This window comes from Streptomyces sp. HUAS TT11, from assembly GCF_051553595.1.
Taxonomy (GTDB): domain Bacteria; phylum Actinomycetota; class Actinomycetes; order Streptomycetales; family Streptomycetaceae; genus Streptomyces.
The window spans coordinates 6,305,550-6,319,218 of record NZ_CP196184.1; the positions used below are offsets into that span (position 1 = coordinate 6,305,550).

At 70.0% G+C, this 13,669-nt stretch carries 19 protein-coding genes and 1 tRNA gene; 4 read left to right on the plus strand and 16 right to left on the minus strand.

The features are described from left to right. Positions 1-115 precede the first annotated feature (115 nt). A complete protein-coding gene (locus tag ACSHXN_RS28020; RefSeq protein ID WP_356295205.1) occupies positions 116-1,621 on the minus strand; it encodes a hypothetical protein in 1,506 nt (501 codons plus the stop codon). Positions 1,622-1,746: 125 nt separating this feature from the next. Next, positions 1,747-2,538: a DUF4097 family beta strand repeat-containing protein gene (locus ACSHXN_RS28025; RefSeq protein WP_356295208.1), complete on the minus strand. Its 792-nt coding sequence runs from the start codon at positions 2,536-2,538 to the stop codon at positions 1,747-1,749. Between the two features lie 194 nt (positions 2,539-2,732). Between ACSHXN_RS28025 and ACSHXN_RS28030 the strand changes: the two genes are divergently transcribed. Continuing rightward, positions 2,733-2,807 (plus strand) — tRNA-Val (locus ACSHXN_RS28030). A gap of 92 nt (positions 2,808-2,899) precedes the next feature. Here the strand turns inward: ACSHXN_RS28030 and ACSHXN_RS28035 are convergent. The 10 genes from ACSHXN_RS28035 to ACSHXN_RS28080 form a co-directional block, all read right to left on the minus strand. Beyond that, entirely contained in the window at positions 2,900-4,033 is a 1,134-nt protein-coding gene (locus ACSHXN_RS28035; protein ID WP_438304028.1) for a tyrosine-type recombinase/integrase, read from the minus strand. Further along, on the minus strand, positions 4,033-4,245 hold the full coding sequence (locus ACSHXN_RS28040) for a helix-turn-helix domain-containing protein (protein ID WP_438304030.1): 213 nt from the start codon (positions 4,243-4,245) through the stop codon (positions 4,033-4,035). Before ACSHXN_RS28040 ends, ACSHXN_RS28035 begins: the two co-directional genes overlap by 1 nt. Next, entirely contained in the window at positions 4,242-5,657 is a 1,416-nt protein-coding gene (gene repSA, locus ACSHXN_RS28045) for a replication initiator protein RepSA (protein ID WP_438304032.1), read from the minus strand. The genes ACSHXN_RS28040 and repSA overlap by 4 nt, the downstream gene beginning before the upstream one ends. 88 nt (positions 5,658-5,745) lie before the next feature. Beyond that, positions 5,746-6,063 (minus strand): SpdD-like protein, encoded by a 318-nt coding sequence (locus ACSHXN_RS28050; protein ID WP_438304034.1) that lies wholly within the window; start codon positions 6,061-6,063, stop codon positions 5,746-5,748. Positions 6,064-6,083: 20 nt separating this feature from the next. Then, a complete protein-coding gene (locus tag ACSHXN_RS28055; protein WP_438304036.1) occupies positions 6,084-6,239 on the minus strand; it encodes a hypothetical protein in 156 nt (51 codons plus the stop codon). Between the two features lie 8 nt (positions 6,240-6,247). Then, entirely contained in the window at positions 6,248-6,439 is a 192-nt protein-coding gene (locus tag ACSHXN_RS28060; RefSeq protein WP_329526415.1) for a mobile element transfer protein, read from the minus strand. Between the two features lie 18 nt (positions 6,440-6,457). Continuing rightward, positions 6,458-7,120, minus strand: a complete 663-nt coding sequence (locus ACSHXN_RS28065) for a DUF2637 domain-containing protein (protein ID WP_438304038.1) — start codon at positions 7,118-7,120, stop codon at positions 6,458-6,460. Continuing rightward, complete coding sequence (locus ACSHXN_RS28070) at positions 7,120-7,326, minus strand: hypothetical protein (RefSeq protein ID WP_438304040.1); 207 nt, start codon at positions 7,324-7,326, stop codon at positions 7,120-7,122. Before ACSHXN_RS28070 ends, ACSHXN_RS28065 begins: the two co-directional genes overlap by 1 nt. Positions 7,327-7,411: 85 nt before the next feature. Further along, positions 7,412-8,767, minus strand: a complete 1,356-nt coding sequence (locus ACSHXN_RS28075; RefSeq protein WP_438304043.1) for an FtsK/SpoIIIE domain-containing protein — start codon at positions 8,765-8,767, stop codon at positions 7,412-7,414. Positions 8,768-8,769: 2 nt separating this feature from the next. Next, positions 8,770-9,126, minus strand: a complete 357-nt coding sequence (locus ACSHXN_RS28080) for an SCO3933 family regulatory protein (RefSeq protein ID WP_438304045.1) — start codon at positions 9,124-9,126, stop codon at positions 8,770-8,772. A gap of 202 nt (positions 9,127-9,328) precedes the next feature. On the opposite strand from ACSHXN_RS28080, the gene ACSHXN_RS28085 reads away from it, so the two are divergent. Beyond that, entirely contained in the window at positions 9,329-9,832 is a 504-nt protein-coding gene (locus ACSHXN_RS28085; protein WP_438304047.1) for a YfbM family protein, read from the plus strand. A 42-nt stretch (positions 9,833-9,874) separates the two neighbouring features. Here ACSHXN_RS28085 and ACSHXN_RS28090 read toward each other — a convergent pair whose 3' ends face one another. After that, the gene (locus ACSHXN_RS28090; RefSeq protein WP_438304049.1) at positions 9,875-10,654 is read right to left on the minus strand and encodes a GntR family transcriptional regulator; all 780 of its coding nucleotides are present in this window, start codon (positions 10,652-10,654) and stop codon (positions 9,875-9,877) included. Positions 10,655-10,684: 30 nt separating this feature from the next. On the opposite strand from ACSHXN_RS28090, the gene ACSHXN_RS28095 reads away from it, so the two are divergent. Next, positions 10,685-11,134, plus strand: a complete 450-nt coding sequence (locus tag ACSHXN_RS28095; protein WP_438304051.1) for an NUDIX hydrolase — start codon at positions 10,685-10,687, stop codon at positions 11,132-11,134. Further along, positions 11,131-11,508: a hypothetical protein gene (locus ACSHXN_RS28100; RefSeq protein WP_438304054.1), complete on the plus strand. Its 378-nt coding sequence runs from the start codon at positions 11,131-11,133 to the stop codon at positions 11,506-11,508. Before ACSHXN_RS28095 ends, ACSHXN_RS28100 begins: the two co-directional genes overlap by 4 nt. A 456-nt stretch (positions 11,509-11,964) precedes the next feature. On the opposite strand, the gene ACSHXN_RS28105 is transcribed toward ACSHXN_RS28100, so the two are convergent. The 3 genes from ACSHXN_RS28105 to ACSHXN_RS28115 form a co-directional block, all read right to left on the minus strand. After that, complete coding sequence (locus tag ACSHXN_RS28105; protein ID WP_438304056.1) at positions 11,965-12,222, minus strand: DUF6221 family protein; 258 nt, start codon at positions 12,220-12,222, stop codon at positions 11,965-11,967. A 220-nt stretch (positions 12,223-12,442) separates the two neighbouring features. Beyond that, a complete protein-coding gene (locus tag ACSHXN_RS28110) occupies positions 12,443-12,826 on the minus strand; it encodes a DUF5958 family protein (protein WP_438304059.1) in 384 nt (127 codons plus the stop codon). Between the two features lie 248 nt (positions 12,827-13,074). Then, on the minus strand, positions 13,075-13,419 hold the full coding sequence (locus ACSHXN_RS28115; protein ID WP_438304061.1) for a hypothetical protein: 345 nt from the start codon (positions 13,417-13,419) through the stop codon (positions 13,075-13,077). Positions 13,420-13,669 lie beyond the last annotated feature (250 nt).

Consider the following 13,669-nt stretch of genomic DNA (forward strand, 5'->3'; position numbering starts at 1 on the left):
CGCTCGAGTGCCGCCGAGCGGCCCTGCGCCCGGGCGCAGGGCCGTCCGGTTCCCGCACCGCCCCGTGCGGTGCGCGGATAGCGCGCAGCCGCCGCCGTGGGCGCCGCACCCCGAGCTACGACGCTCCCGCGCCGCGTTCGTCCCGGATACTGCCGACCACCCGTGCGACCGTCCGACGCACCGCCTCGGTCTCGGTCAGGAAGTGCCAGTAGTCCGGGTGGCGGCCCTCCAGCGACGCGACCGCCCGGTCCAGGCGGGCCACGGAGTCGTCGAGCGGCCGGGCGTGCCGCGGATCGGGCGTGTTGCGTCCCGTCATCGCCAGCCGCTGGGCGTCCCGGATCGCGAACCGCGTGCGCTCGATCTCCTGCTGCGGGTCCTTCTGGACGGCGTTCAGCCGCCGCAGCCGGTCACCGGCCGCGGACACGGCCTCGTCCGTCGTGTTCAGCAGCGCCCGGACGGTCGACAGCAGCGAGGTCGCGTCCGGCCAGCGCTGCGCCTCCCGGGCGGCCTGCGCCTCCTTGAGCTTCAGCTCGGCCTGCCGCACGGACTCGCCGGCCTGCTCCGGGACCTGCTGCAGGTCCTGCCAGCAGGCCGCGGCGAACCGCCGGCGCAGCTCGCTCAGCACGGGCTCGACCTGACCGGCACGCGTGGTGAGAGCCTGCGCCCGGGTCCGCAGCGAGACGAGCCGGTGATCGATCTCGGCGGCCCGCTCCGGCAGCCGCTCGGCCTGCGTACGGACGCCCTCCGCCTCCCGGGCGACACGCTCCGCGCGCTCCAGGGTCTGCGCCACGCCGTGCCGGCCCGCCCCCTGATTGAGCTTGGTCAGCTCGGGCGCGAGGGCGGCCAGCCGGGCGGCGAGGTCGTCGGCCCTGAGCCCGGAGGACCGGACGCCGTCCAGGGCGTTGCTGGCGGCGAGCAGCGCCTGGCGGGCACGCTCCACGGCCGGTGCCAGCCGGGCGAGCTGGGTCTCGGCCTTTCCGAGCAGCGGTCCGAGGCTCGCGCCGAAACGATCCAGCTCCTGCTTGACCCGGCCCAGCTCGTCCTTGGCGGCGGTGAGTTCGGTACGGGCCCGGGAGGCGGCGGAGGCCTCGAGATCGACGCGATCGAGGTCGTGCGCGTCGACGGCCTGGATGTACCGCTGACTGGCCTCGTCGATACGCCGCCCAAGCGCCTCGAAGTCGGTGATCGCGCGCCGGGCGGCGGGGGAGTCGTCCACGGCGCCGATGGTCTCGATCGAGATCCTGAGATCGCGCTGGGCGGTGTCGAGCTCGTAGAAGGCGGCCGCGGCGGCGTCCTTGGCGGCCTGAGCCTCGGCCCGCTGTCCCTCGGACCGCCCGCCGAACCACCGCCGTGTCCCGCCCCCGGCGAAGGCGGCAGGCAGGACGAGCGCGACGACGAGAGGCAGGGCGAGGACGGCGAGGGTGTCACGGACGGCCGCGCGGCTACGGGAGCCGGCCGAGGCACGGACGGAGGCCGCACCGGCGCCGCGGGATGCGCCCCGGTGTTCCCGGCCGTCGGACGGCGCAACCGGGGTGGTCGTGCGGCCGGGCGGAACGCTCGGCGATCGATGGCGCGCGCATGGCGCAAACGGCGTACACGGCTGTGGTGGTGTCGCCGTCACATCCCTCTCCCGTGCTGTCATCCGCCCTGCCCGGTGTCATTCTCCCACCGGTTGAGGACGAACACACGGGGCGTACGGTTCGTGATGCGCTGCGACCCCTACCACTTCTTTGCCCGGCCGGTGGTCTACCCCGCCGTCCGCACCGTGACCGACCCGTCCCGGGTCCGTGCGTCGACCACGTGTGAGCTGGCCGGATCCCTGGGGACCGAGACATGGACGGAGCCGTCCCCGGTGCGGGTGGTGACCCGGTAGGTCTCGTGCGGCAGCGTGATGGTGACCGAGCCGTCCTCGCTGCTCGACTCGACGAGATCGGGCACGGCCCCCAGTTCGAGATGGACCGAGCCGTCCCGCGTCGCGGCGTGCACGCGCCGTGAGCCCACCCCCGTCGCCCGCACCGACCCGTCACCGCTGTCCAGCGTGAGCGGCCCCGTGGAGTCGCTCACCCGCACCGAACCGTCCTGGGTCCGGATGGTCAGCGCCTCCTCGAAGCCCTGTGCCCGCACGCTGCCGTCACCGTCCTCGACCTTGACGGCCACCCCGCGCGGCACCTCGATCCGGTGCCGCGCGGAACAGTCGGCGACCAGACCGGAGCACTTCAGCCGCAGCACCAGCCGGTCGTCCTTCATGGCCCAGGTCACCCGGGGATCCCCACCGACCACGACCGTCCCCTGGAACCACCGGGTGACCCGGACCTCGTGCACATCGGCCGGGACGATCTCCAGCGCCGAGTCGTCGGAGTCGACGGTGAGCGTACGGCCGTGCAGCGCGAAGGAGCGGTGGTCGGGGTGCCGGTCGTCCCGGGCGTCGTTGCCGCAGGCCGCGACCGTGGCGGCGACCGCGACGGCCCCGGCGACGGCGATCAACCGAGTGCGCCCGATCCGGCCTGACCGACCGGTGTGCGTCGTCGTACGAGCCATGACAGTGTCCCCCTGAGAGCCTGAAGTGCGGAAGCGGAGTGTTCTTCGACCGTACGGACCGGCGGCCCCCGGGAGGATGGAGCGGACTCCCCGGTCCGAGGTGGGGTTAACCCCCTGCAGGCGTTCCGCCGAGTTCCCGGTCACGCGCGTTTGCGGGGTATCCCCTGGATCGATGTAGGCTGTCGACTCGTCCTGGGCGCGTAGCTCAGCGGTAGAGCGCCGCCCTTACAAGGCGGATGTCGGCGGTTCGAAACCGTCCGCGCCCACCAGTCTCAGGACACGACTAAGGCCCAGGTCAACCGGTGCGAAGCCGGAGACCTGGGCCTTGATCTTTCTCGGCGACTTTTCGCCGCCGTGCCACTCACGTGCCAGATGGTCCGCGCGGAGGCCGCTTCACCTTCCGGATCTGACCGTCCACGTAGTCGGCGATCTCGTGATCGCGCCCGTTGACGAGGTGCTGATAGACCAGCGCGGCCCGCACCGACGAGTGGCCCATCCGTTGCATCAACTCGCGGGTGGTGGCGCCGCCGGTCGCGGCGAGGGTGTTCCCGGTGTGCCGGAGATCGTGGAAGTGGACGTCACCGAGACCGGTCGCGGTGAGCGCGCGGAGCCAGATCCGCCGGAAGTTGTTCCGCCGCAGGACACCGCCGCGGGCCCCGACGAAGACGAGCCCGGTGCGGCCGGCTTCCGCGTGCTCCGCCAGGTGGTGCGCTAACTCGGGCACGAGCGAGGCCGGGAACGCCACGGTGCGGACGCCGGCCGCGCTCTTGGGCGCCTTGACCGTGAGGCCGTCCGTCCGGGTCTCGGAGTACGAGCGACGGACGGAGACGGTACGGGCCTCCAGGTCGATGTCCCGGCGCTGGAGAGCGGCCAGCTCACCGAAGCGGAGCGCGGCGAACGCGGCCAGGAGCACCAGGGCGCGGCAGTGAGGCGGGACCGCGTCGGCGAGCCGGTACACCTCGGGTACAGAGAGGAACGGCCGCTCGGTGTGGGTGACCGTGCCCGCGCCCTTGACCCGGCACGGATTCCGTTCGATCAGCCCGTCATCCACGGCCGTGTTCATGATTGCCCGGAGGACTTGGTACGCCTTGGAGACGGTGGCCGGCCCGACTCCCGCGTCGAGGAGTTCGGTACGCCAGCGTCGTACCTGCGGCGTGGTGATCTCCCGCAGGGGGACCGCGCGGAACGTCGGCAGGATGTGCCGGTTGAGCACGCCCGCGTTGCGTTCCCGAGTGGTGGCCGCGTAGTCACGATCCTTGAACCAGGAGATCGCGAAGTCACTGAACGCGATCTTGACGTCGGGGTTCGTCCAGTCACCGTCGAGGATCTTGGCCTCTTGCTTGACGAGCCAGCGGTCCGCATCGGTCTGCGTTGCGAAGGTCGTGTCAGCCGTCCGCATCAGACCGTCCGGACCCCGGTAGCGGGCCTGGAAGCGGCCAGAGGGCAGCTTGCGCACGGAGCCGAAGCGGCGACGGCGCCCCTTGGAGTTCGCCATCAGGCCACCGCCTTCAGGCGCGAGGGGCGGACCGTGATCGGCTCCACCGTGTGCTCCGTGATGTAGGCGTCCACGGCACTCTCCGGGATGCGGACGTGACGGCCGACCTTCACGAAGGTGATGCGCCGCTCGGCTATCAGCCGGCGGGGGAAGCGCGCCGAGGTGCCGAGCAGTTCGGCGACTTGTTCGACGCTGAGGTACCGGTCCTTCATACGGCGGCTCCTTCCAGGGCGAGTTGGTCGCGTAAGGCGTCGCGGGCTGTCTCCCGGTTGCTCTGGAGGTCTCGCGCGATCGTCGCGGCGAGGACGGATTCACCTGGGGTGTGGCCGTGGCCGGCGTACTGCCAGTCGACCAGGGCAAGGACGGTGTCCGGCTCTCGGTCGTCGAGACCGAGGACGGAAGCCTCCTGGGCGGCCCGGTAGTCGGCGCGTTCCTGGCGGAGGGCGCCGAGAGTGGTGGAGTACGTGCGCGACTTGGACGAGAAGTGCCCGCGGAAGCCGAGCATGTGGGCCCAGGCCCAGAGGCGCCGGTCCGGATACAGGCTGTCCAGGTCGCGGCACGCGGTGATGAGCCGCCGGGTGTGGTCGGGCACCTGGTGCCGGTCGAGTTCGGAGAGTTCACCGACGCGGCGGTCCAACGTGCCGGTGTTCTCAGCGGCCTTGGTGGCGTACTTGGCCACGTACGAGGCCACGGCCTGTTCGGTGATGTCGGAGCCGTCGCCGAATGCCTTGACCGGGCGGACGTCGAGCTGTCGGCCCCAACGGAACGTCCGGGCGGGTTGGTCGTCGGCGGCCGGGACCGAGACGGACGTGTACGCGTGTGTGGCGGCGGCGTGTATCGCGTCGGTGAGGAGGCCGACCGTGGCCCAGACGGGCGGCGGTGTTCCGGGTCCCTCGGGGCCGTCGAGGCGTACGACGACGTGGAAGTGCAGGGCACCGCGCTTCTGGAACTCGGCCACCTTGCCGTACGAGACGCGCAGGTGGTCGGAGAGCTCCCGGCGTGCCAGGCCGCCGCGGGCGGCGAGTTCACGGCGGAGTCGCGTCGTGAAGCGCTGCCAGAGCTGTCCGGCGTGGTTGTTGAACAGGACGGCGCCCGCGTAGTCGTAGGCCTCGGGGTCGAGCGCCGTGCCCAGCTCAGAGGCGTCGGACGCGTGCGGGTTGCCGCAGCGGCAGGAGCCGTCGTGATCAGGTCGGTTGTGAACCGGGCCGAACGAGGGGGCGGTGAGCGTGGCGAAGACGCGCGGGTGGTCGCGGACGGCGGCGGAGATGTCCCGGCGGTCGTCCCCGGCCAGGCCGGCACGGATCAGGTGATAGGTGTCGCCCGCGTAGGTCCAGGCGCAGGAGGGGCAGCGGGAGGCACGGCGGTTGCCGCAGGCGAGGCGGAGGCGACCGCCCGGCTCGTTCTCGGTGGAGTAGTGGTGCAGGGTGTCGCCGGTGGTCCTGTCCTTGTGGAGGACCCAGCCCGTGAGGTGGATCGGGTCGGAGCAGCCGCCGGTGCGGCGGATCTGGTCCTCCCAGCGGGAGTAGTCGGAGGCCGAGGCCACCCGGAGGATGTCTCCGAGGGTGATCGTATCGAGCGGCAGGACATGAGCCTTGGGTGCCGCGGGAGAGGCCCGGTGGGCCATGCTGGGTGTTCCTTCCGGTTGCGAGATCGGACAGGGACGGCTCCCGGGCGGCGGATGCTTGGCGGTATCGAGGCCGCCCGGGGGCCGATCAGCGCCGCTTGGCGTCGGAGGCGAGCAGTGAGCGCACGACGACGGCGCAGACAGCCACAGAGGCGCCGGTGACGGCGACGGCCAGAAGCAGCGAGACGAGGACGGCGCCGACGACCAGGACCACGGCCGTGCCGCCACCGACGAGCGCGAGCGCGGCGCCGGGGGTGAGCTGGACGACCGGGCGCGACGGGGCGGGAGCGACGGACCTCGGCGGCAGGACCGGAGTGCCCGGGGTGACGGTGGTCGGCCGGACGACGGCGGGCGGGGTGACCAGGCCGGTGGGCTGGGGCATGGTCGGGAGCTTGGGTCGGAACATGGGCGGTTCGCCTTTCGCGGTTACTTGACGGCGGTGTCGATGACGGGGGCCAAGACGCTGTCGGCGAGGAGGAATCCGCCGAGGAGCAGTACGCCGATGAGCCACCAGGGCGGCCGGATGAGCTTCACGCCGAGGTAGCCGACGGCGAGGAGCGCGAGCCAGAGCGGAACCTGCACGGGGTCTCCTAGCGGACGCGGCAGCGGTGGGTACGGGCGGCGAGTTGTGCGGCGGTCTGGCTGGAGTAGTCGGCGGACCATCCGCAGCGGTCGGCGGTGCAGACGGCGGCGTGTGCGGTCCGGCCGTGCCGGTCGCGATGCGTGCCGATCTGTACGGGGCCGATCCGCATCACGGAGTGGAAGTTGTCGCGGGCGGGCATCGGGTGTCTCCTTCCTGGTCAGGCGAGGTGCGCGGCGATGGCGTCGGCGAGGTGGGGCGGAACGCCGAGGCGGGAGCGCAGGGTGTCGGTGTCGATCTGGGCCCCGGTACGGGCGCGGTACTCGTCGGCGACCTTGCGGGCGTGGTCGACGAGGACGGCGGGGACCGGCGGAGCGGGAGTCGGAGCCGGAGCCTTTGTCGGGGCCGGGGCCGGTTCAGTTGCCGGGGCAGACTCGGGCACGGCCGCTTGAGGAGGCTGGGGTTCTGCGTCCGGTTTGTCCGGGACGGTTGCCGGCGGAAGCGGCTCCGACTCCGCCGCGGACGAGTGGGCGAGGAGCGTTCCGCCGAGGAAGGCGAGCGCGGGCCATCCGGCGATGCCGAGGCGGAGCGGTGCGGGTGGGTCGGACAGGTCGAGGAATCCGGCGGTGGCGATGTTGGCGCCGAGGGAGGCGAACAGGGCGATGAGGAACCAGCACCAGGCCAGCCGGGACGGGCCCTCACTGCGCAGGCGCCGCCAGGCCGCGACCAGGAGCAGGTCGACGCTGACCGGGTAGGCCCACGCCTTCCAGCCGTTCTGACCGGCAGCGGCGGCCAGGTCGTGCAGGTGAGCGAAGGACAGGGCACCGGCGATGACGGCTTGGACCAGCACCGCGTCGATACGGAGACCGTGACGGGCTCCCATCAGGCGTCCTCACCCGGGTAGGCGGGGCCGCCGTCCGGGTCGTAGCCGGGCGGGAACGTGCCGGGCGGCGGCTCGGGCAGCGAGACGGCGAGGGACGAGCTGACCGACTCCACGAAGTCGAGATCGGCGCCGCCCACGTCGGCGTACAGGGCGAGTTGGCCGAGGAGGAGCACGGTCCGGGCGAAGTCCTCGCAGTTCGGGCACATGCCGGGTTCTCCCTTCATCAGGCGTGGCGGGGGTAGGGACTTGGCGTGAAGGCGGTCGCGCCGGCCGTTGGAGGAGGGCGAGAGATCAGGCGGTGGCCGGCGAAGGCTTGACCGAGGGCACGGGAGCGGCGACGAGACCAGTGAGAGCGGGGCGGAAGGGCTCCAGCTCGGGCAGGTCCGGCGTCCGGTCGGCGTGCCGGTTGCAGAGGTTCACGGCCTGGCGGAGCGAGGTGTGCGGGGCGCGGATGCGGTGCCAGCCGCCGCTGGAGTCGCCCGCGATGGCGATCCCGCGCATCTCGGCAGGGATCTGGATGGCGGCGAGGACTGCGTCCGGGGAGACGTCACCGAAGGCCATGTTGGCGGATGTCTCGTCGTTGACACGATGGGCGGTACGGCCGGTGAGCTGGGCGCGGAGCATGGTGATGCCCTTGCCGAGTTCGGACCCGAAGCGCTGCCCGCAGATTTCGAGGTAGATGCCGGCGGCGCGGCCGAGCTGGGCGAGGCGGACCAGTGCGGTGATGATGCGGTCCCGCCGCTTCTCCTCCTCCTTGCTTGCGTACAGGGCGAGTTCGGCCACCTCGTCGACCAGGACGACGACCGGGGTCGGACGCAGTCCGTCGGGCAGGTCCCAGATGTCGGCGGCGATCTCCGCGTCCGGCACGTCGGCGGTGATCCGCTGCTGGGCGCGGATCAGCTGATAGACGTCTCCCATCCGCGACACGAGCGCGTCGAGCAGTTCCGCGGCGGTGTCGGGGTTGTCGGCCAGCGCGGAGAACCGCCGGGCCAGCGGGAACAACTCGACCCCCTGCTTGCAGTCGATGCCGACGAGGGCGACGTCCATCGGGGCGAGCCCGGCGACCAGGTTGCGCTGGTAGACGGACTTGCCGGACTCCGTGGCGCCGAGGGTGAGGGCGTGGGGTATCGCCCGGTAGTCGCGGTAGTGCACCGAGCCGTCCTCCCGCAGCGCGACGGGGACCCGCATGGGCCGAGACTCGGACGCCGCGGGCATCTGCACCCGCTTGAGTACGTCGTAGCCGGTCATCCGCACCTCGACGACGCCGGAGCGCAGCTCACGCGAGGTCACGCCGTACATCGAGAACGAGTGCCGGAGGCGGTCCGAGGCGGCCGCGACGTCGAACGCGTCCTGACCGGGGCGGAGTTTGAGCCGCAGGACCAGGCCGGTGCGAGTTGGCCGCAGCCGCAGGATGCGCGGCGGGCGGAACTCTGGTGCGGGCCGGTTGGTGGCCCGTGCGACGGCGAGACGCCACCGTGAGGGCGGAACGGTCAGGCCGCACGCGTCCATGACCGTGCCGTACCGGACCAGGACCCGTAACGCCGCCAGTGTGACCCCGAAGGCGAACCAGTACCAGGCGGGGCGCCGCCACCGCAGGAGACCCGCGGTGACGACGACCAGCACCAGAGCGACCGTGTAACCGGTCATGATCAGGCCGCCTTGGGCTCGGTGGCCGTCCCGGCGAGCGAGGTGACCGCCACCGCACGGAAGGCGATCCCGTGCCGCTTCTGGCCGTTGAAGTCGTTCTCCCAGGGTCGGGCGATCAGGCCGGTCAGCGCGACCGGCGTGCCCATGGCCAGGTCGCCGGTGATCCCGGGCTCGGGAACGGTGATGGACAGGATCTCCACGTCTTCGTTCGCCGCGAACATCACGTCGACCGTCATGAGCTTCGAGCCGGACTCGATGTCCATGGCGATCTCGCCCGTGCGGCGGTCCTTGACCTTGGGCTGCGGGGTCTTGGCGACCATCACGACGGCGGTGGAGGTGTCGACAGGAATCTGACGCACAGCAGGTACTCCTCTACAGGTGGCGGACTCCGTCACTCATGTACATGAGTGACATGAAAAAGAGTGCATCACTCCTGTACATGAGTCAACCCGCCGCAGCAAAGAAGTCACGCCGCTCGGTGGGGAGTTGAGGCGACGCGGAGGCCGGAGGCGCCCTGACCAGCTCGACCGCACTGTCAGTGCACGCGGTTAATCTCCGGCCATGAGCATGATCGGCGAGTACGCACGCATGACCCCTGCCCAACTTGACCGCGCCATCAGTGATCCGGATTGGATTCTGGAGTGGCTGGACGAACTGATCGAGACGGAGTCGGAGGGACGGCCGGAACTGCCGGACGCGCGCACTCACGACATCGACAAGGCCTGGCATGCCCTCCACTTCCTGCTGCGGCGCATCGGCTTCCCGGTCGCAGTGGTTCGCGGTGAGCAGGAGATACCCGGCGTCGAGGACTGGGGCTACGGACCGCCCCGGTACCTCACCGTGGAACGGGTCCGCGCGGCAGCCGACGCGTTCGCCACAACTCCCAGCGCTGCTCTGACGGAGGGCGTCAGCCCCACCGACCTTGCCAAGGCAAAGATCTATCCGACCATCGTCTGGGAGCGCGGCGAGTCATTGGAGTACGTGACGGACCACTACGAAGCGCTCGGCCAGTTCTTCCAGGCGGCAGCAAGCGCTGGAGACGCCATGCTCGTCTGGCTCGACTAGCCCAGCCCTCTCCGCTGCCCCAATGGCTTCCAGTTGAGCTCTTCAGTCGGCCGCGGGGATGCGGTACTCGAAAACGAACTGGTCAGCGGCCATGAGCGTGTCGCACACCTCGACCACGAGACCCGCGGTCGTACGGGCTTCCCGGATCAGATGCACCACGGGCGCACCCGGGCTCAACGCCAGCTCCGAGGCTTCCGACTTCGAGGCCGGCCGCGCTTGCAGCGTCTCGACGTACTCCGCGAACTCATGCCCGTGGTTTTCGAGTCGGGCATAGATGCCACCACCGCCGGGGTTCTCGGCGAACAGCTCTGGGATGTCCTTCACGACGTCCCAGGGGAGGTAGGAGGTGGCGACCTCGACGGGCGTGCCGTTCCGGAAGTAGAGACGCCGACGTGCCAGCACCTGTGCGCCGGCGGGCACGCCGAGGCGTCGAGCGGCATCCTCGGGTGCGTCCATGGGCCCTATGTACAGGACGCTGACCTTGGCGGTGGCGCCGGACTGGGCGGACTCCGCGAGGTAGGCCGCCTGACCGCCCTGCCGGAGCGAACGCCGGAATCGGTCGGAGGACCGGTGCCGCACCGGAGGCCGGTCCTTCACGATCGAGCCCTTGCCGTGCCGAGTCTCGACCAGGCCGCTCGCCCGCACCTCGACCATGGCCTTACGGATCGTGCCGCCGGACACGCCGTAGCGGTCGACCAGCTCGGATTCGCTCGGCACCATGTCACCGGGCTTCATGATCCCCGCCCGGATCTGCTGCACGATCTCTTCCGCGATCTGCACGTACCGAGGCCCGGAAGCGCCCCCTCCAGCAGCAGTTCCCATAGTCCTTCCCTGCCTCCTAAGCTCCTCTACATGAGTCAACCACAGGTAGCGACAGCGCCTCCCCTGCACTCCGTGTCCGTAGCGGGAGTAGTGGTGCGTGAGGACGGCCGCCTCCTGGCGATCCGCCGCGCCGACAACGGCACCTGGGAGCTCCCGGGCGGCATCCTCGAACTCGACGAGACCCCGGAAGCCGGCGTCGCCCGCGAGGTCCTGGAGGAGACGGGCATCCACGTCGAGGTGGGCGAACTCACCGGCGTCTACAAGAACATGGCCCGCGGCGTCGTCGCCCTGGTCTTCCGCTGCAAGCCGTCAGGCGGCACCGAACGGACCTCGGCTGAGTCCACGGCAGTCTCGTGGCTCACGCCTGACGAGGTCAACGAGTGGATGTCGGAAGCCTTCGCTATCAGGCTGTTGGACGCCTTGGACGACAACGGACCTCATGTGCGGAGCCACGACGGCAGACAGCTGCTCACCCCATGACAGAGGCGAGCAACCCTCGTAAGCAGCCGAGGCAACTCGCCGAGCTGTCCAACGTCCACGAGTTCCTCGACCAGGTACGCCTTCGCCCCGGCATGTGGCTGCGAGGCAACTCCCTGGAGCACCTGAACTCCATGCTGATCGGCTACCGAGCCGCGATGGCCGTGCACGGCATCGCCGAAGACTTCGACTTCTGGAGCCCCGGCTCGCAAGGACCTTTCGCGGAGTGGCTCTGGCTACGGCTCGGGCGTCACAGCGCTCTTGGATGGGCAACCGAGATCGAACGCGAGGCACAGACGGCCGGCACTCCGGCAGTCGAGCTGTTCTTCGCCCTCTTCGACGAGTACCGACGAGAGCGCCAGCTGCCTGAGGGATAAGACTTTCCCTACTTCATCAAGCCCCGGCTGCGCTCCGCTCCGCCGGGCGCGCTACCGGCTCCGCTGCGGGCGACGCTCCTGCCTTCGGCCCGCTCCGCCCGCGCTGCGCCGACGCGCGCCCACATGTGGATAGGGCCGGTGGCCATGAGTCGATCACCGCATAGAGCGGGTTACGGTCAAGACGATGCCTCCGGCGGGGGATCGGCCGGCACCGGGATGGAGGGGGCGCCGTTCCCGACCGCGGGTCCGTAGTGGCGTGTGCGGGGAGCTCCCATCCCGTCCACCGCCGACCCAGGCAGAGCCGAGCAGACGCGGCCCAGGGCGTCAAGGTCGTTCGTACAGTGGCGCGCTCCACCTTGACGCCCTGAACCACGCCCGCTCCACGGTGTGTGGGTCGACGGCGGACGGGATGGGAGCTGAGGTAGGTGGTGGCTTAGGGATGTCTCTTTGGTGGGCCTACGGACGCCACTCCTGGCGGTAATGGGGGTGCTCAGCGTACGACTGCGCGAGCACCTTGAGCGCGTACGCGAGACCTGCGTGGCGCGCATCCGCCGGTTCCATTACCTCGTAGTCCCTGGCCAGCATGTCGACAAGGTCGAGCATCGGCAGGTGGCTGTCGAGGAGGGCTTCGCCGCCAAAGCGGTGGGCCACCTCGGCATAGGCGTGGTTGTCCGCCAAGTTGCGGTCCCGAAGGAACTTCACGAGGTCGTCCATGGGTTCATCTTCGCGCACTGGCAGGGGCGGCAGAGAGATACGCGTGCCCCCTGCGTGCCCGTTACGGGGGGAAACGGCGGGGAACCGCAGGGAATGACGGGCCCAGCCACGCGCCATCCCAGGTCGGGAACCCGGCTGGTCAGCCCCGATCCGCATACGCGATCTTCCAAACTAGGGCTTCAGATATCAGGGCGCCACCGCTGCTTCCCGATGCCGGGCGCTACGGCTGGGCAGCGAACTGGTGCCACTCATGAGTGCACCCACCGGCGCAGTACAGCGCCCGCCTGCGAGCATCAGCCATGCTGAACAAGGCAACGAGCAGGCGGAGCGACTTGGTGAGTTCATATGCCGGGAGTCCCGCCATGCCAAGGTTCCACCGCGTGAGCATGACGGCCGGCGTGTGAGTGGGGCGAATCCCAGATCGCTCAATGCTCTCTGGAACGTCGTCCTCCCTCGCACGAGCCTGCCCGCAGAAGTACACCAGGCTCTGTATCGCCCTGCGTTGCTCTTCCTCCACGAGGCCCTCGAACCATTCGATGCCCTCAGCCATAGGTCTGAGTCCTTGCGCGAGTTCGTTGAGGGTCACCTCGTGTGCCTGCACCACAGCCTCCAGCCCTCACCTCACCAGGTGGGCCGATGGTATGCCCGCGACCCGCGCGGTTCTACGTGCTCTCCGTGCCCCATCCGTGCCCGATCGCACGGGGAAACACGGGGAACACCGGGCGGTCACGGTGCCTGGACATGCCGACGGCCCCCGACCGAGTTTCCTGGTCAGGGGCCGTTCACCTGCGCGGTGGGTGTGGGATTTGAACCCACGGTGACTCGCGCCACGACGGTTTTCAAGACCGTGGACTAGGCATGGGGTGGCGCCGGACGCTCGCACCCAAGGAGGTCGAGCCAACGATCGAAGTACTGAGCCTCGGCTTCTCGGTCACCCTCGACGGTCAGCCACTCACGGGCGGCGGAGATCATGTGAGCCTCGGCCTGATCCGTTTCCGCAGGCCGAAGCTCGACCCAATCGGTCAGCTCGCCCCAGATACTTGCGAGCCAGTAAAGCGCTTCATCACCAGCGTTCACCGGCAACCCAGAAGCAAGGCCCAAGAGCTCCGACGCCGACTCGTACGGCGAAGCATCGCTAGCCAGCATGGCTGCGATACACGCCCTGACCGCTGCGCGAAAGACCTCCGAGTCGCTCATGACGTAGAGCGTAGGGGACGCGATTTGAACGTCAGGCCACGCAAAAGGCCGTACAGCAGCTAAGTACAGCAACCGTGCCAACCGCTGCCGTCCCAGAGCGGCCTTGACGAACCTCTCGACCAGCCGAGCAGCCCTCAGCGACCATCGCGCCCATAGTTCGCATCGAGGGGGCAGCTTGACGGAGCCGGGGCGCCACTTCTTCGGGTACTGGTTAGCTCCGTGCAGTCTCTGTGGATCTGGGGCAGCTGTA